The following is a 16705-nucleotide window of genomic DNA, read 5'->3' on the forward strand; positions in this document are numbered from 1 at the left end:
TATTAATCAATAGCGGTTATATTGTTGATTTTGAGAATAAAAATAGTTATGAATTCCCACTCATGAAGGTGAAGAATGTATGAGAAAAATGTATATATATGTTAATAATTGAATTTTACACTACCTAACTATATCGATTATAATATATATACTATAGTTTAATTCTAAGGAGGATACATTGGACATCTTAACTGTACAAGGCTTATTAGCGATGCTTCAAATCATCGTTATCGATATTTTATTAGCTGGCGACAATGCCATCGTTATCGGTATGGCGGCCCGTAACTTGCCAGCTCATTTACAGAAAAAAGCAATATTCTGGGGCACTGCAGGTGCCATTATTCTACGCCTTGTTATGGCATTCTTATTCGTAGAAGCGTTAAACAACATTCCTGCTCTACGTTTAGTAGGTGGTATCCTTCTTTTATGGATCGGCTACAAGCTCGTTGCTGATGATGAAAGCGAGCATAATATCGAGGCTAAAGATAATTTACGTGCTGCCATCACGACAATTGTCATTGCGGACGGTATCATGGGCATCGATAATGTTATCGGCGTAGTGGGGGCTGCTGGTGGTGACATGACATTAGTTGCTATCGGTATGCTTATCACTGTACCTATCATCATTTATGGTAGTACTTTGTTTGTGAAAGTAATTGAACGCTTCCCAATCATCCTATACGTAGGTGGTGGTATCCTCGCTTGGGTAGGTGCTGCTATGAGCGTGGAAGATAAATTAATTTCTCACACTGTTGAACCATATGCACTGTTCATTAAAATAGCTGCAGTAATCCTCGTAGTAGGTGCATCTCTATTAGCAAATAAACTAAAAAAATAATGAAACTTATCTCTTCTTCTAGTAATAGGAGGAGAGATATTTTTTGTAAAAAAAATATTCTTAATAGAAATCATCATAAGGACTAAGCCCCATGTATAGATGAGAAAATATAATATTTATGGTATAGTTAAGGGATAGTTATAGAATTAGTAGACTGAATTGAGGTAAGTACAAAATGGAATTTTTAGAAGCCGCTACGTGGATAACCATTAGTAAAATTATTTTAATAGATATTTTATTAGCAGGAGATAATGCTGTTGTTATCGGTATGGCAGCTGGTAAATTAGCTCCAGAACTACAAAAGAAGGCTGTTATTTGGGGTACTGTAGGGGCTATTGCAATGCGCCTTATTTTTGCCACACTTCTTGTAGAAGCTTTAACGTTGGTACCTCTTGTCCATTTAGGTGGTGGCCTTGTACTTGTATGGATTGCCATTCAATTATTAAAAGGTGGAGATGAAGATGCACATATCGAAGCTAAGAATTCATTAATGGGTGCCATTTGGACGATTATTGTAGCTGACGCTATGATGAGTATTGATAATGTCATTGGTGTAGTAGGGGCCGCTAGAGGTCATTTAGAGCTTGTTATTGCGGGCATGTTAATTACGGTTCCAATTATCGTATTTTGCTCTACATTATTTGCTCGTATTATTAATAAATTTCCTGCTATTCTTTGGGCTGGTGGTGCACTACTTGGCTGGGTTGCAGGCGAAATGATCGTGGAGGATCCACTTCTTATGCCATATATTCAAGGTGATGAATTACTCGTGAAATTCGGTACTGTATTCTTTGTACTCATTGTGACTGGTATGATTAAAATTTGGAAGAAAAGAGACGCGTAATGAACGGTACAGGTCGTACATCTCGTAAAAAACAATCTAAACAACATAGAAGTGCGAATCGCTCAAATTCACAGCAAACTATGAGCGGTACAGTATCTAAAAAACAACAAGCTATACTCAATGCACCTGTTAAACTAGGCGATGAAGTGCTCGTCACAATTCACGGTATTGGTAGCAGTGGTGAAGGAGTAGGTCGTGTAGATGACTTTACTGTCTTTGTTCCTTTTGCCTTGCCTGGAGAAACTGTAAAAGTAGCCATCAACATGGTAAAAAAGACATATGCTACAGGTAGACTCTTAGAGATTGTTACAATGGCCCCGAACCGTATCGATGCTAGTTGTGAACTTTATGGCTTCTGTGGGGGGTGTCAACTACAGCACATTACCTATGAAGGTCAGCTTTCACTAAAAACACAAAAGGTGAAGGATGTTATAGAACGCATTGGTCATCAAAATCCAGACCTTGTAAAACCTGCATTAGGCCCTAAAGAGCCGTGGGCATATCGCAATAAAATGCAAATGCCTGTAGGCGGCACTAAAGGCAATATTCAAATGGGATTCTATGCGATGGGATCTCACGATATCGTACAAGGTACAAACTGTCCTATACAAGACGAAGGGAATAATATCATTGCTCAAGCTTGTTACCAAATCGCTAAAGAGTTTGATATTGAACCGTATGATGAACATACAGGAAAGGGTGTGCTGCGCCATATTATCGGACGCATTGGACAGTCAGGATGGATGATTATCCTTGTAACGGCAACCGAACAATTGCCGCATAAAGAGAAGTGGGTAGAGAAATTAACGGAACGCATTCCTCAAGTAGAAACTATTGTTCATAACGTAAATGGTAAGCGAACTAATGTTATATTAGGACCTAAAAATAATATCCTCTATGGGGATGGGACGATTACAGACCATATTAAAGACTTGCGGTTTACCTTATCTCCACATTCTTTCTTCCAAGTGAATCCAGAACAAACGACAGTACTTTACGATCAAGCATTAGCTTATGCGGACTTAAAAGGTGATGAAACCGTTATCGATGCGTACTGTGGTACGGGGACCATTTCATTGTTTTTGGCTCATAAGGCAAAACATGTAATAGGTATAGAAATCGTAGAACCTGCTATTATCAATGCTTGTGAAAATGCGAAACGAAATGGTTATGATAATACAGAGTTTATCGTCGCTGATGCGGCTGTAGAAATGCCAAAACTCTACAAAGCTGGCGTACGACCAGACGTAATCGTATTCGACCCTATCCGTGCAGGCTGTAAAGAAGAAGTACTAACCTCTGCAGCCGGTATGGAACCAAAACGCATTGTCTACGTATCCTGTAATCCAGCTACCATGGCACGTGACATTGAAATCCTAACACACTACGGCTATGAACTTAAAGAAGTACAACCTGTAGACATGTTTCCTATGACAGCGCACGTTGAGGCAGTGGCTTTACTCACTAGGAGCAAAGCGACGCAGTGAGTGATAGCACTGCCCATGTGATAGGCGTCCAAGAACACGAGATGAAGACGAAGTGTGATTGGAAACGCCGAACCACTGAGGCAGTGGCTTTGCTTACTAGGAACAAAGCGACGCAGTGAGTGATAGCACTGGTCAGGGATGTCCAAGAATTCGAGCGAAGCGAAGAATGATTGGAAACAGCCTACGGCTGAGGCAGTGGCTTTGCTTTCTAGAAGCGAAGCATCACTTTAATATCTTATTTAGAAGTTTATGGAGTGAACTATAATGGTATGGCTAAATTCAGTAGATTATAAAAACCAAGAGTATATGGAGCTAAGACTTAATGCACCATTATATGAGAACATACGCTTAGATTTTAATCCACTCAAAATTTCTGATGTGTCTAGTCATGAACCAAGTTGGAAAGACTGGCACTGTTATAGAAAGCCATTACGTGTTTATAGTCCCGATTTTGATATCTTAGTTTCTTATTTTAATAAAGCGTATCCTATTATAGATGCATCGGATAATACTGAAAGAGATAGCTTTGATGTATGCTTTGATAATTGGATTAAGCAAGACGACTGGATTAAAATAATTCACAATATTGAAGTTGATCTTATAAACTCTAGTAAAGTAGAGCAAGAGTTTTTAAAGATATTTATTGCTTGGATTAAGGAAGCACTTCAACACACATCTGTTATAGTTGTTGAGGGAAATCTTTAAAAATCAAAACAGTATTTTAATAATATAATCAATAAAGATAAGTTAAGATATAAATTAATTGATTTTAGCCCTTTTCTTTTGCGAAGGGCCTTTACAATATAATCATATATAAATATAATATAATTCGTATAAGTAGTTAAATTGTATTGAAGGAGGTATGTGGTGTGGACTAATTTTAGATATTGATAAAATAATGTACCAATTGAGTATTTGGCGACCAATATTTCATTCGGAAGCAGATTTTCAGTTTAGCTTAGCATGGATGATTAAAGAACAATATCCAAATTGTGATATTAGATTAGAGTTTGTACCTGAATTTAATCCTAATTTACATCTAGATATTCTTGTTATATTAAATGGTAAATGGATTCCTATTGAACTCAAATATACAACAAAAAAATGCATTAAAACTATAAATGAAGAAATTTATGTTTTAAAGGAACACGGAGCTAAGGATCAAGGTTGTTATAACTATTTAAAAGATATAATGCGTATAGAGGAATTCAGGGATAAGAGTAATAAATTTATTGAAGGTTATACTATTAAGATAACTAGTGAGATGTCTTATCTAAAGCCTCCGACAAAAGTAAATTGTACATATGCTGAATTCTCTATTGAGGATGGTTCTATTAAAACTGGATGCATGAATTGGGCCACTAATACAGGAAAAGGAACAATGCGTGGAATGGAGGCACCCATAGTATTAACGGGTATGTATCCAATAAATTGGAAAGAGTATTCTAAAGTTGATGATACTAATAGTGGTACTTTCATGTATCTTGTAAATATAATTAGTAAGAAAAATTAGGAGATATATATGTTTAAACCAATTCGTATGAAGATAAATGAAATAGATCGTAATGCTGCAGAAGCTTTATTACAATCAAATCGTCGTGGAATTATTGCTATGAATGGAGATAATGGATATCCTTATGCTATTCCTATTAATTACTTTTACGATTGTGTAGGTCAGAAGATTTACTTTCATGGAGCTAAAGCGGGTCATAAAGTGGATGCATTGAAAACTTCAGATAAGGTATGTTTTACCATATATGGTAATGAGCGTATTGATGAATCTGAATCCTGGGCACCGTATGTACAAAGTGTAGTTGTCTTTGGAAGATGTCGTTTATTAGCAGCCGGCTCCGAATCTATAGATCGATTAAAAGAATTTGCTATGAAATATTATCCTAGTGAGCAACTTGTGGATGAAAATATTGCTCATGCTGGTAGAGCAGTTCAAATGTTTGAAATTACCATTGAACATATGAGTGGTAAACAAGTACAAGAGAAATAATAGATTAGCCCTTCGCTTATGCGAAGGGCTTTTACTATACACTCATACTTATAAATGTAATATAATGTAATTAGTTAAGAATGATTGGAAACAGCCTACGGCTGAAGCTGATGCTTGACTTACTAGAAGCGAAGCATCACTTTAATATCTTGTTTTGAAGTTTATGGAGTGAAATATAATGGTATGGCTAAATCCAGTGGATTATAAAAAACAAGAGTATATGGAGCTTAGGCTTAATGCACCATTAGGTGAGCACATACGATTAGATTTTAATCCTCTAAAAATTACTGATATGTCTGATTCTTCATCAAGTTGGAAGGATTGGCACTGTTATAGAAAGCCATTACGGGTGTATAGTCCAGATTTTGATATCTTAGTTTCTTATTTTAATAAAGCGTATCCTATTATAGATGCATCAGATAATACTGAAAGAGATAGATTTGATGTATGCTTTGATAATTGGATTAAGAAAGATGACTGGATTAAAATAATTCATAATATTGAAGTTGATCTTATAAACTTTAGTAAAGAAGAGAAAGAGTTTTTAAACACATTTATTGCATGGATAACGGACGCACTTCAACATACATCTGTTATAGTAGTTGAGGGAAATCTATAAATAATTAACCGTATAATATTGGAGGAGTACTTTTATAATCATGAAACCTAGAGAATTATGTGAAAAAGCTTGGCAAGAGATTGCAAGTAAATTCCCTGATTTTAAGGTAGTTAGTAAAGGTCAGAAGTTAAAGAAAATCTCTAAAAATAAAGATCTTACATTTGAAATCTGTTTTCAGGCTAACAGAAATAATTATGCGTGTAGTGTAGAATTTGTTCCACATGTTTTTATTTATTCAAAAGATATGAAGAAGGCTAATTATCATAATGGATTTGTTTATGGCGGAGAGCTTGGAAGCTTATTAAATAGAAAAGCATGGCACTGGTGGCAATTAGCAGGAGCAAGCTATCAGTATACTGTAGATGAAGTTAGTAAATTACTTGAGGAACATATCATCCCGGTATTTGATGATTTTGAAGATACAGAAAGTAATATTGAAAAGCTTATAGATGGAGATATAATTGATCATAACTTACTGTATTATATTTATCACTTTGGTGGGAAAGCTAAGGCTCAGCAGTATTTTAATAAGATAATTGAAAAAGATAAGTTAAGAAGTAAATATATTGGCTTTTATAATCATTTGAAAGACTTGCCGAAGGAAAGTATCTTATTAGATGAAGGCGAGTTTTATGGAGCCGATATGATTAAATTTGCTTTTATCAATGGACTTGAAATAGACAAATAATAGTTAAGCCTTTCGCATAATAAGCGAAGGGCTTTTACTATACACTCATACTTATAAATGTAATATAATATAATTAGTGATAATCATTTTAAAAATATAGTTCATGGGAGAGATACATGATACAGATAAAAGACTTAGGTACATTTGAATCTGTGCCTCACATTGTAACAGATATTGTAACAGGAAATATTAGCGCCTTAGAAAATGAATTAGCCAATGGTTGGGATATTAATATACCTATAGAAATTGGTGAGTATAGTGAGCATACACCTTTAGAATTAGCTCTTGTTATGTGTTGCTTGCCAAGTATTCAATGGTTAGTGGAGAATGGCGCTGATCTTAATGATGAAGAAAATCCAAGTTTCTTATTAGCTGTACGGTATGGTAATAAAGAGATTATTGACTATGTTGTGACTCATGGTGCTAATGTTCACGCCTTGAACCGTGTGAAAGTAGATGCCTTTCAAGCTGCCTTATATGGCAAGAAATATGAGAACCTACAAATCATTCATGACTTAGGCCATACAGTACAAAAGTATGGCGGTAAAGCTTTCAGAAATATCATTACAGATAGAAATTATGAGGTTCTAGATTTCTTTATTCATAATGGTGTAGATATTAACTACAATAAGCCTGATTCTGTATATCCCTTTAAGCCAACCCCATTGTGCGTAGCAGCACGGTATGTAGATTTAAAGATGTGTAAATACTTGGTAGAACATGGCGCTGACGTGACCATCACGGAAAAGGATGGTATGCGCCCTTATAGCATTGCTATTGAAAAAGGCGATATGGAAATGGCAGAGTATTTTAAATCCTTAGAGCCTGCTGAGTTCCATGACATACAAAATAAAATGGATCAGTTAAAGCCCTTTAAATTACCAAAAGCATTAGTGAATTTTTTAGAGGGCGAACATCTTTACTTTGAATTACCAGACTCCGATTTTATATCTATAGAGTTCTTTCCAATTATTGATACGATTCCATTTAAATTAGGTCGCCGTAATCTATTGCGTTTATCTAAAGAACTAGGCGAGTATAATGAGTGGCAAATTGTATGGGATCCTAAAAGTAAAAAGATTTCTTGTTATGATATAGAACATCAAGAACTACGAGAGCTTTGTAAATTTGATGAGTTTATGTCCGATATGGCAGGTCAATTAGAATCCTTGTTTTAAGGTATATCGTAAAGGAGAGGCAATACATATGACAGATACATTTGAGAAAACATATACGGATTGGTCCATTGATGTAGGCACCTATAAATATGAAGGTATTACACTGAATGAAGTTGAGCAAAATCTCTATGCTATTCAGGATCAAGAGCAAGATTTTGTAATCTTATTCCCATCAAATGCAATCTCAATAGATAAGAAACAGTATAACTTTGTACAAGTTTGTTGTGATGAAGATACTGATTTATTACATATAGAGCTTAGTGTAACTAATGATGGTGACCGAGGCGCCATCATATATGGTAAAAACGAGCTGGGCCATCAAGAGGTATTACAGATTATAGAAGATTTTATTGCTCATCATAAGGTGCCATCATTAGATGATTGGGAAATCGTGTTAGATTTAAGACCGAAGATGGAAAGCTATGTAAAGGGGACAAACGATGACTGATCCTGCAATATATTTTGGGATTATGAATTCAAAGATTTACATTACTTTGCCATAGATAGATGATATATTTTTTAAAGATTAAGTTACTACAAATAGTATACGGAGCCCATTATGTTATATTCACCGAATAACCTTTTGTATAAGTATATTCGCTATCGATTTAGACGGATTCAGATTGAATGTAATATGGTATATGATGTAACACCAGAGGAAGAAGATGAGATTTGCCGTAATCTATTAAAAAAGAGAGCGAAGATATTGATTCCTGTTGGCATAGTATATGGTTTGATATTTGCCCTTACTTTCACTTGGCTATTAGGAACAAGTGAGGAATTGAACCCATTAATGCAATGGGAAGTAAGAGTTATTGACTATGTTATACCATTTTTAAATACCATTGATTTTAAGTGGTATGCGTATTCACTGAATTTATTGTGGGCAGCCCTTATATTGGCCCCTATCGGGATTATAAATGTATCTCCTTATATCATTGTTTCCTATATGGTTGATACCATTTTGATACGACGTAGGGTAAAAGCTTTAATTAAAGAATATTCCACTGATGAGAAACAATTTGATTGAAGTAACATATTTGACTAGGAGCGAGTATTATGAGTGATTTGAAAGACTTTAATTGGAATGGGTTTTGGAACGATGTTGATTATGCCTTTGAATCTTATATAGGTAAACCTGTTACGGATAAGGATATTAAGGATGCTGAATCTGAGCTAGGCTATATATTGCCTGCAGCATATATTGAATTACTTAACAATCATAATGGTGGTGTATTAAATAAGAACTGCTTTATAAATAATAATGGCGACTGTGTATATGTAACAGGCATATATGGCATCGATAGAGATAAAAAGAATTCTATATTGGGGCAGTTTGGCAACGAGTTTTGGATTTCTAAATGGGAGTATCCTCCTATCGGTATCGTTGTAGCCGATACGATTTCTGGTGGTCATGATATGATTTTCCTCGATTATCGTGAGTGTGGTCCTACTGGAGAGCCTAAGGTAGTACGTGTTGACCAAGAAGGTGATTACTCAATCACTCTGTTAGCAGATAACTTTGGTGACTTTATTAAGAACTTATATATCAGTATTGAAGAGATTACGGATGAAGAGTTTCAATCTTTAAGTGATACGGAAAAGGTTAAGCTTCTTAATGAACAAGAGGACCTAGATGTTGATCGTGCTATGGAGCTGTTAACTAACATAGGTATCGATAATTTGTCGCCTACATTGTTAAGCGCCTTAGGACGTATGTATAACAATAATGGTCGACCAGAAGAGGCTATCGATTTATTTAATCGTATTGATGAAACACATCGTGATTGGTCTTGGTATTATCGGTGTGGCTATGCTCATGCGTCTTTAGCATGTGGTGAAAGCTACGAATCTAAACATGTACAGAAAGCTTTACAGTTAATAGAGACGGCCATGAAAATGACAAAAGAAGACCGCTTAGATAAACAACTTGGTTGGTGTTGTGAAGTTGTAAAATATCTGTTAACTCAAATTAAGCCCAAAGAGTACAAGGTGGATTATCCTTTGGTATACGAAACTATTAAGAATGTCTTTGATAAGAAAAATAGCAAAGATACTATAGAAGATAAAGTTACTACAGAAGGTAAAGTTACTGGAGATATTAATGAATGCGAAGAAGATAAGTATCCTACATATGATGTAGTACATTGGGTATTTAATAAGAAAACATATAGCAGAGAAGAGTTTTCCAAAGAATACAATGAAAATGTAAAGAAATATACAGATGATGGTCAAGCAGATGACGACGATAGATTAGAAGAACCTGAAATTCTAGTAACCTATGAAGCTTGGATTGAAAGTGTAGACCAGCTCTTTGATAATGAACGTGTAACCGATGAAGAACTATTTGAAGAGGATAAAGAAGATGGTATGTGGCAAGTAGAAATCATGGCTCATCTCGTAGCGGATAATGGTACATATTTTACAAGAGAAGAGTTGCTCTTTAAATTGCATAATCTAATGGCTAATAAAGAACTGGGTGATCACGTATTCTTTGAAGGTATTGAATACGAAGGCCATGAATGTGAAGGTTATGGGCTTATAGATAACGAAGATGGTATACCTGTATTCTATACATGCTGTGGTAGCTAACTAATAGAGATATAATAGATTAGCCCTTCGCTTATGCGAGGGGCTTTTACTATATACTTAGAAAGTATATACTTGTGTGCTTTGGGCTACGTTATTTTATAGGGGATTAATGTAGAATATTGAGAAATATATTAGGAATAATGAAATCAAAGCATTGTTTAAAAGATTACAAGGAGGATTATATTATGATTTTTGAAATGATCAAAAACCTTTTTAACAAAAATGAGAACACGGAAAAGATTGAATATCTTGGTGTGGATAAAGATGGTAATAAAATATATGAAGGTTACTATCATGAGTTTAAGGGAATTCCTTGGGTTTTCAATAAAACTACCTATACTAGAGAAGAGTTTGTTAAGGAGTTTTATACATGCTTAGAAGAGCATAAAGTTAATCCTGATAATTTACCACCATTAGTAGAGCCTGAAATTTTTGTAAGCTATGAAGCTTGGATTGAAAGCAAAAGTCAGCTTCACCCTAATGAACACTTATACGAGGTAGACGAATTACTAGAAGACGATAAAGAAGATGATATGTGGCAAGTTGAAATCTATGCTCGCCTTAAAGCAGATAATGGTCAGTACTTTACTACTGAAGAGCTTCTTTTCAAGATACATAACTTAATGGCCAATAAAGAGCTCGGTGATCATGTATTCTTTGAAAATTTAGTCTATGATGATCACGAATTTGAAGCTGATGAAATTGAAGATATTGACGATAATGATGAAGGTATTCCTGTATTTGTTGTATGGCTTGGTAGCTAGTTAAATAGTCTTTTTTGTCATAAACTATTATTTTAAAATCTGTAATTTATTGTTTTGTGTTGTTTGTTATTATTATGCTAAGATGAGTTCATATACATATTGATAATATGAGGGGAAGTGTATTGTATGTCTATAACTATTGAACAGTTTTTATCTTTTTCTGAAAGTGAGCAATTACAAACTGTTAAAGAGCTTAATGATACTGGAAACGTAAAAACTATTATTGATGTGTTAACTCGTGTAGGCATAGAAAATTTATCTATACCTCTGTTAGGTGAGCTTGGTAGAGCTTATAACAATAATGACAATGAAAAAGAGGCAATAAAGGTATTAGAGTCTATTGATGAAGAGTATCGTGATGCGGTGTGGTATTATCGTTGTGCCTATGCGTATGGAGCCATTGCTTTAGACAATAATGAATCGTATACATCAGATACTATGAAACAGATGCTAAGATTAGTAGATCAGGGCGTACGTTTAGCTCAGGAAAAGAATCTGGATGATATAAAATCGTATTGTTTTGAAGTCATTGATATGTGCTATATGCAGATGGACTTTGAACAGTGTGAAGCAGAGTATCCTGAGTTATGTAAAGCTTATAGCAATTATGTAGCAGAGAAAAAGAAGAACCGAGAAGGTGTACCTCGTCATCGGACCATTACTATTGAAGAAATTCAATCTACAGATGATATGTGGACCATTAATGAGCCCATGTATTGGACTATCAATATATATGGTTCTTACGATGATTATTTAGAATCTGGAAAACCTTTCACTTTAGAGCAACGATACCTAAATGCAATATGTTGGTATTTTGCCGAGGTCAATAATGGTGGTCATCATCAATTTTTATATAACTCAACAGGCATTGTATGGGAAGATGCTCTTGCTGGCTTACGCCTCTTCAAGATGGATGAGCTAGCAGATAATTTACAATCAGTTATCGATTACTTTGGTGGTTCAGTTCCATTTGATAGAGCTGAACGATGGACTATTTTACAAGACTGGGAAAATGAAGAGGAATTGTTCGATTTCCTAGATGGAAAAGATGATGTAGTATATGAATATGATGGAATCTTTGAAGATGCATTTGTTCACGAGAATCCTCAATTATTTGTATTTGATGGAACCTATACGATTCCAGAATAAGCTTGGGATATATTTAACAAGATATAATCGATGTAACCGGTACAACTGGTACTTTCACTATGTTAATCGATTTTATTATGTAGTAACTTTCACCAAGTAGAAACGATATATTAGAGGTATTACATGTTAGATAAACAAGGCGTATATGATTGTTTACGTGACCATCATATCGATTTTGAAATTACAGATCACGCACCATTATTTAGTATGGACGACAAGCCAAATGTGCAGTTGCCCTATCCTGAGTGGGATGCAAAGAATTTATTTATACGAGATCATAAACGAGAGCATTACTATTTAATTACCGTTCGTGGTTCAAAGCGTGTGGATCTAAAACAGTTCCGTAAGGACCATAAGTTGAAAAAGATTTCCTTTGGCTCTGAAGAAGAGCTATGGAATATATTGAAGATTAAACCAGGTCACGTATCTCCATTTTGCTTGCTCCATGATGAGGAACGCAAGGTCCATTACTATATTGACGCGGACTACGAGAATAATTTAATCGGCATACATCCGAACCAAAATGATGCGACTGTGTGGCTTCAAGGTAAAGAACTAGTTAAACTCATTGAAGAGCATGGTACAATAGTAGAATATATTACATTTTGATTTAGGAGTCTTTTATGAACAAAAATTTGTTAAAACGTATTGTATTAACATCTGCTATTGCCGTATTAGGTGTAAGCACATCTTTTGCAGCTCTTGTTATGGAGCGGGATCAATCTGTAGATACAGCACCTAGCGTAGGTATGTATCGTTTCGAAATACCTGTAGAGTTACAAGGAACTTATAATAGTGCAGGTGTAGCTAATCTGACAGCATCTATGGAAAAAGAACCTAATACATTGTCCATGAATGTGGCGCATGTAAAAGGTAATCCTTCGGAGTCTTATGTAGTTGAAATCTATAAAGATTTAGCTGCTATTGAGACACATCGCAAATCTGACCATTATCAAGCCTTTGTTAATGAAGTAGGTTCTAAATTAACAAATCGTAAGATGTATGATGTACAGTCTGTACTTTTATTTGAAAAGAAAGATGCATTATCCATTGTAAATGATGGTAAGGCAGTAGTTACCTTAACTGAGTTTACTGTTGATAGCAATGAAATCGATACGGTACAACGACAATATCAACTCGATATGGAACGTGCCGTTCGTGATGATGTGGGTTATAAGGCTGGTTATGTGCTTCGTGAAAGAAACGCAAAAAATCGCTGGTACATCATTCAGATCTATAGCAATCAGGAAGCCCTTACTAAACACTTGAATAGTCCAGGCTATCGCTTTATGATGAGCCAAATCCAAGGTAGTCTACAAGGGGTTACTACTAAAGTATTAGATGGGGATATCCTCGTAAACCATGGTGGTCAAGCTTTTGTTAGACCTTAGTCTTTGATAAAATACTAATCAGTAAAGTTACTGCTAGCATATTATGTGCTAGCAGTTTTTTGCTATATAATAGGTTATAATCTAGTTAATTCTATTTAGGAGTTATATATGACACAACAAGAACGATTGCGCTATCTTTTAGAGGGATTGGTAGCAGAATATAAAGAGAAATATAACGAACATATAGATATTCCAGTAAATGAAGAAGAACAATTTACTCTATTTAGAGCACTATGTAATATTCGTCCAGCAGGAGCCATGCCCGCGGAATGGATGAAGATACAGGATGAATACTTAAATACATTGGCTCATGAAAAAGGCATCGTTACGATTAACGATATGGAAGAGCGAGAACCTCAGATATATTTGTGGCAAGGGGATATAACGCGTCTAGCGGTAAAGGCTATAGTCAATGCAGCTAATGAGCAGTTGCTCGGTTGTTTTCTACCGAATCACAAATGTATTGATAATGCCATTCATACTTTTGCTGGTATTGAGTTACGTATGGCCTGTGCTAGGATGACTGAGTATATGGATATGCCTGAAAAGACAGGTGTAGCTCGTATGACCTATGGTTTTAATTTACCTGCCAGTCATGTTATCCATACGGTAGGGCCTATTGTTTATGATACTGTTACAGACTTAGAAAAAGAACAATTGTCATCGTGCTATAGATCTTGCTTGGAGCTAGCTAATGCTTATAGTTTGAAGTCCATTGCATTTTGCTGCATTTCTACAGGTGAGTTTAGATTTCCTAATGAATTGGCGGCCCAAATTGCTATCGATACGGTACGTAGGTATTTAAAAGAAACTAATAGTAAAATACAAGTGGTATTTAATGTATATAAGGATATAGATTATGAAATCTACAACAAATTATTGGGATAATATAGAACGTGTAAAAGAATTTTTGAATACTGCTGATGCGGTACTCGTTGGTATCGGGGCAGGTATGTCTACTGCAGCGGGTCTGACCTATAGTGGTGAGCGTTTTCATAAATACTTTGATGACTTTCACAAAAAGTATGGTATTACAGATATGTATTCTGGTGGATTCTATTCATTTGAAAGCATGGAAGAATATTGGGCATGGTGGAGCCGTCATATCTACTATAATCGCTATGATATTTCAGCAGGTGAACCTTATATTCGGTTGATGGAGTTGTTACAAAATAAGAATTACTTTGTGATTACCACTAATGTAGATCATCAAATGCAATTTGCTGGAGTGGATAAAAATAGATTTTATTACATGCAAGGTGATTATGGCTTGTGGCAATGCTCTGAGCCATGTCATCAAAAGACTTATGATAATGAAGAACAAGTGCGTCGTATGGTGAAAGAACAAAAGGATATGAAAATTCCCACAGAATTAATTCCTCACTGTCCTAGATGTGGCGAACTAATGACGATGAATTTACGTGTCGACGGTGCCTTTGTGCAAGACGAAGGTTGGTATGCAGCTCAAAAACGATATGCAAGTTTTATAGAGAATTATAAAGATAAGAAAACCGTATTGTTAGAACTTGGTGTTGGCTATAATACGCCGATGATTATCAAATATCCATTTATGCGGATGGCACATGATAATATAGACACACTATATGTACCAGTTAATATTGAAAAACAATCGATTCCATTTGATATTCAGCAAAATACAGTATTATTTAATAATGACATACAAAAGGTATTGAATGATTTGTTATCTAAAGAAGGAGCTAATGTACTATGAACTATAAATACACCTATGAAAGTCCATTAGGAACTATGATTATGCTTGGTACATTATCATACTTAACAGATTTATTTTTTATTGATGAAGCTTATGCACCTAGTTATGATGATGCGGAGTATATAGAGCAACTAACAGGTCCATTTGAAGTAACAATTATGTGGCTAAATCAATACTTTAATGGTAAAAAGCCCTTTATTACACCTCCCATCCAGTTAGAAGGTACTGAGTTCCGTAAATCTGTATGGTCTATATTACAAACCATACCTTATGGTGAAACTACAACATATGGAGATATTGGTAAACAGATTGCACAGCAACAAGGTAAAGAGAAATTCTCTGCTCAAGCCGTAGGGGGGGCTGTAGGGAATAATCCAATTTCTATCATCGTTCCTTGTCACCGTGTTATTGGTAGTAATGGCCAGTTAACGGGCTATGCAGGGGGCATTGAACGCAAGAAATATATGCTAGACCTAGAGTCAGAGCATAAATAAAGTAATAGTAAATATAAAACATAGATAATAATAAAAGAGATTACTTCTATGTATAGTTAGACATACATAGAAGTAATCTCTTTTTGTGTTTAGATATATTTAGTTGTAATGTAAATAGATATCGTAATAATAAGAATACGAGCAAATACAATACTTTAACAATGTACTTATTTTAAATAAATTTGTTTTCTAAGGTACCAATACCACTTATGGAAACTGTAACAATATCTCCTGGTTTTAACCAAGAATACTTACTTTCATTTTTACCTAATACTACACCACTAGGCGTACCTGTAAAGATAATGTCACCTTCTTGGAGTGTCATATATGTTGATAAGAAGGCAATAATGTTATAAGGCTTAAAAATCATTTGTTCTAGCTTTGCTTGTTGACGTATTTCACCATTTACTGTTGTCGTAATAGTAGCACTTTCAAAGTCAAAATCATCAGGAGATACAATATTAGGACCAATAGGAGCAAAGTGATCAAGCGATTTGCCAAGAATCCATTGAGAACCTCTAAACTGTAATGTACGGGCAGATACGTCGTTACCAATGGTATAGCCTAAGATATGTTCCATTGCCTTTTCAGGAGATATGTTTTTACCAGATTTACCGATGATGATAACTAATTCTCCTTCATAATCGTAATGGAAAGTTTCGTCTTCAATAGTAATTGTATCATGATTACCTGCAAGAGCATTTGATGTTTTCATAAAGATTTCTGGAAAATCATGTGTAGCTAGACTAGTTTCAGCAATATGATCAGCGTAGTTAAGGCCGATACAAATGATACTTTTAGGATTAGGAATTAAAAAATTTTTATTTTCGTTCATAATAGGGACCTCTAGTAAAATAGGATAATGTATATCTAAAATTATTATAATATAAATAGGGCGGTAGCTATACTGTAAAAAACAATTTTTAT

At 34.9% G+C, this 16705-nt stretch carries 20 protein-coding genes; 19 read left to right on the forward strand and 1 reads right to left on the reverse strand.

Going from position 1 to position 16705, the window contains the following annotated elements; translation table 11 throughout:
* Positions 1-178: 178 nt before the first annotated feature.
* The 19 genes from DW000_RS00580 to DW000_RS00670 all read left to right on the forward strand — a co-directional run bounded on the left by DW000_RS00580 (position 179) and on the right by DW000_RS00670 (position 15778).
* The gene (locus DW000_RS00580) at positions 179-838 is read left to right on the forward strand and encodes a TerC family protein (protein WP_120054656.1); all 660 of its coding nucleotides are present in this window, start codon (positions 179-181) and stop codon (positions 836-838) included.
* 175 nt (positions 839-1013) lie between these two features.
* Positions 1014-1682 carry a TerC family protein gene (locus tag DW000_RS00585; RefSeq protein ID WP_120054657.1) on the forward strand — a complete coding sequence of 223 codons (669 nt, stop codon included), beginning with the start codon at positions 1014-1016 and terminating at the stop codon, positions 1680-1682.
* Positions 1682-3169, forward strand: a complete 1488-nt coding sequence (gene rlmD, locus DW000_RS00590; RefSeq protein WP_120054658.1) for a 23S rRNA (uracil(1939)-C(5))-methyltransferase RlmD — start codon at positions 1682-1684, stop codon at positions 3167-3169. The genes DW000_RS00585 and rlmD overlap by 1 nt, the downstream gene beginning before the upstream one ends.
* Before the next feature lie 264 nt (positions 3170-3433).
* On the forward strand, positions 3434-3874 hold the full coding sequence (locus DW000_RS00595) for a BdrN protein (RefSeq protein ID WP_165850962.1): 441 nt from the start codon (positions 3434-3436) through the stop codon (positions 3872-3874).
* A gap of 157 nt (positions 3875-4031) precedes the next feature.
* Positions 4032-4682, forward strand: coding sequence for a hypothetical protein (locus DW000_RS00600; RefSeq protein WP_120054659.1), 651 nt, complete (start codon positions 4032-4034; stop codon positions 4680-4682).
* A 9-nt stretch (positions 4683-4691) separates the two neighbouring features.
* Complete coding sequence (locus DW000_RS00605; protein ID WP_120054660.1) at positions 4692-5171, forward strand: pyridoxamine 5'-phosphate oxidase family protein; 480 nt, start codon at positions 4692-4694, stop codon at positions 5169-5171.
* Positions 5172-5349: 178 nt separating this feature from the next.
* A complete protein-coding gene (locus DW000_RS00610; RefSeq protein WP_187002499.1) occupies positions 5350-5790 on the forward strand; it encodes a BdrN protein in 441 nt (146 codons plus the stop codon).
* 40 nt (positions 5791-5830) lie between these two features.
* Positions 5831-6478: a DUF4304 domain-containing protein gene (locus tag DW000_RS00615; protein ID WP_120054661.1), complete on the forward strand. Its 648-nt coding sequence runs from the start codon at positions 5831-5833 to the stop codon at positions 6476-6478.
* Between the two features lie 116 nt (positions 6479-6594).
* Positions 6595-7656, forward strand: coding sequence for an ankyrin repeat domain-containing protein (locus DW000_RS00620; RefSeq protein ID WP_120054662.1), 1062 nt, complete (start codon positions 6595-6597; stop codon positions 7654-7656).
* A 28-nt stretch (positions 7657-7684) separates the two neighbouring features.
* The gene (locus DW000_RS00625) at positions 7685-8104 is read left to right on the forward strand and encodes a bacteriocin (RefSeq protein WP_120054663.1); all 420 of its coding nucleotides are present in this window, start codon (positions 7685-7687) and stop codon (positions 8102-8104) included.
* Positions 8105-8215: 111 nt separating this feature from the next.
* Positions 8216-8686, forward strand: a complete 471-nt coding sequence (locus DW000_RS00630; RefSeq protein WP_120054664.1) for a glycosyl transferase family 4 — start codon at positions 8216-8218, stop codon at positions 8684-8686.
* A 29-nt stretch (positions 8687-8715) separates the two neighbouring features.
* Positions 8716-10248, forward strand: coding sequence for an SMI1/KNR4 family protein (locus DW000_RS00635; protein WP_120054665.1), 1533 nt, complete (start codon positions 8716-8718; stop codon positions 10246-10248).
* A gap of 140 nt (positions 10249-10388) precedes the next feature.
* Entirely contained in the window at positions 10389-11012 is a 624-nt protein-coding gene (locus tag DW000_RS00640) for a hypothetical protein (protein ID WP_243624499.1), read from the forward strand.
* Between the two features lie 126 nt (positions 11013-11138).
* On the forward strand, positions 11139-12161 hold the full coding sequence (locus tag DW000_RS00645) for a DMP19 family protein (RefSeq protein WP_120054666.1): 1023 nt from the start codon (positions 11139-11141) through the stop codon (positions 12159-12161).
* Positions 12162-12284: 123 nt separating this feature from the next.
* Complete coding sequence (locus tag DW000_RS00650; RefSeq protein ID WP_024061476.1) at positions 12285-12770, forward strand: YbaK/EbsC family protein; 486 nt, start codon at positions 12285-12287, stop codon at positions 12768-12770.
* Positions 12771-12784: 14 nt separating this feature from the next.
* Entirely contained in the window at positions 12785-13552 is a 768-nt protein-coding gene (locus tag DW000_RS00655; RefSeq protein ID WP_120054667.1) for an antibiotic biosynthesis monooxygenase, read from the forward strand.
* 108 nt (positions 13553-13660) lie between these two features.
* Positions 13661-14440 carry a protein-ADP-ribose hydrolase gene (locus tag DW000_RS00660; protein ID WP_120054668.1) on the forward strand — a complete coding sequence of 260 codons (780 nt, stop codon included), beginning with the start codon at positions 13661-13663 and terminating at the stop codon, positions 14438-14440.
* Positions 14412-15284 (forward strand): Sir2 family NAD-dependent protein deacetylase, encoded by an 873-nt coding sequence (locus tag DW000_RS00665; RefSeq protein ID WP_120054669.1) that lies wholly within the window; start codon positions 14412-14414, stop codon positions 15282-15284. The genes DW000_RS00660 and DW000_RS00665 overlap by 29 nt, the downstream gene beginning before the upstream one ends.
* Positions 15281-15778, forward strand: coding sequence for a methylated-DNA--[protein]-cysteine S-methyltransferase (locus tag DW000_RS00670; RefSeq protein ID WP_120054670.1), 498 nt, complete (start codon positions 15281-15283; stop codon positions 15776-15778). Before DW000_RS00665 ends, DW000_RS00670 begins: the two co-directional genes overlap by 4 nt.
* Positions 15779-15950: 172 nt before the next feature.
* Here DW000_RS00670 and DW000_RS00675 read toward each other — a convergent pair whose 3' ends face one another.
* Positions 15951-16613 carry a fumarylacetoacetate hydrolase family protein gene (locus tag DW000_RS00675; RefSeq protein ID WP_004697151.1) on the reverse strand — a complete coding sequence of 221 codons (663 nt, stop codon included), beginning with the start codon at positions 16611-16613 and terminating at the stop codon, positions 15951-15953.
* Positions 16614-16705: the final 92 nt, after the last annotated feature.

Source organism: Veillonella sp. AF36-20BH (genome assembly GCF_003602765.1).
Taxonomy (GTDB): domain Bacteria; phylum Bacillota; class Negativicutes; order Veillonellales; family Veillonellaceae; genus Veillonella; species Veillonella hominis.

Excerpts from the sequence above, each read along its gene's own strand:
- DW000_RS00670 (WP_120054670.1), top strand. The coding sequence starts at position 15,281 with ATGAACTATAAATACACCTATGAAAGTCCATTAGGAACTATGATTATG.
- DW000_RS00640 (WP_243624499.1), top strand. The coding sequence starts at position 10,389 with ATGAAATCAAAGCATTGTTTAAAAGATTACAAGGAGGATTATATTATG.
- DW000_RS00630 (WP_120054664.1), top strand. The coding sequence starts at position 8,216 with ATGTTATATTCACCGAATAACCTTTTGTATAAGTATATTCGCTATCGA.
- DW000_RS00620 (WP_120054662.1), top strand. The coding sequence starts at position 6,595 with ATGATACAGATAAAAGACTTAGGTACATTTGAATCTGTGCCTCACATT.
- DW000_RS00595 (WP_165850962.1), top strand. The coding sequence starts at position 3,434 with ATGGTATGGCTAAATTCAGTAGATTATAAAAACCAAGAGTATATGGAG.
- DW000_RS00600 (WP_120054659.1), top strand. The coding sequence starts at position 4,032 with ATGTGGTGTGGACTAATTTTAGATATTGATAAAATAATGTACCAATTG.
- DW000_RS00650 (WP_024061476.1), top strand. The coding sequence starts at position 12,285 with ATGTTAGATAAACAAGGCGTATATGATTGTTTACGTGACCATCATATC.
- DW000_RS00660 (WP_120054668.1), top strand. The coding sequence starts at position 13,661 with ATGACACAACAAGAACGATTGCGCTATCTTTTAGAGGGATTGGTAGCA.
- DW000_RS00625 (WP_120054663.1), top strand. The coding sequence starts at position 7,685 with ATGACAGATACATTTGAGAAAACATATACGGATTGGTCCATTGATGTA.
- DW000_RS00585 (WP_120054657.1), top strand. The coding sequence starts at position 1,014 with ATGGAATTTTTAGAAGCCGCTACGTGGATAACCATTAGTAAAATTATT.
- DW000_RS00605 (WP_120054660.1), top strand. The coding sequence starts at position 4,692 with ATGTTTAAACCAATTCGTATGAAGATAAATGAAATAGATCGTAATGCT.
- DW000_RS00635 (WP_120054665.1), top strand. The coding sequence starts at position 8,716 with ATGAGTGATTTGAAAGACTTTAATTGGAATGGGTTTTGGAACGATGTT.
- DW000_RS00645 (WP_120054666.1), top strand. The coding sequence starts at position 11,139 with ATGTCTATAACTATTGAACAGTTTTTATCTTTTTCTGAAAGTGAGCAA.
- DW000_RS00610 (WP_187002499.1), top strand. The coding sequence starts at position 5,350 with ATGGTATGGCTAAATCCAGTGGATTATAAAAAACAAGAGTATATGGAG.
- rlmD (WP_120054658.1), top strand. The coding sequence starts at position 1,682 with ATGAACGGTACAGGTCGTACATCTCGTAAAAAACAATCTAAACAACAT.
- DW000_RS00675 (WP_004697151.1), bottom strand. The coding sequence starts at position 16,613 with ATGAACGAAAATAAAAATTTTTTAATTCCTAATCCTAAAAGTATCATT.
- DW000_RS00615 (WP_120054661.1), top strand. The coding sequence starts at position 5,831 with ATGAAACCTAGAGAATTATGTGAAAAAGCTTGGCAAGAGATTGCAAGT.
- DW000_RS00655 (WP_120054667.1), top strand. The coding sequence starts at position 12,785 with ATGAACAAAAATTTGTTAAAACGTATTGTATTAACATCTGCTATTGCC.
- DW000_RS00665 (WP_120054669.1), top strand. The coding sequence starts at position 14,412 with ATGAAATCTACAACAAATTATTGGGATAATATAGAACGTGTAAAAGAA.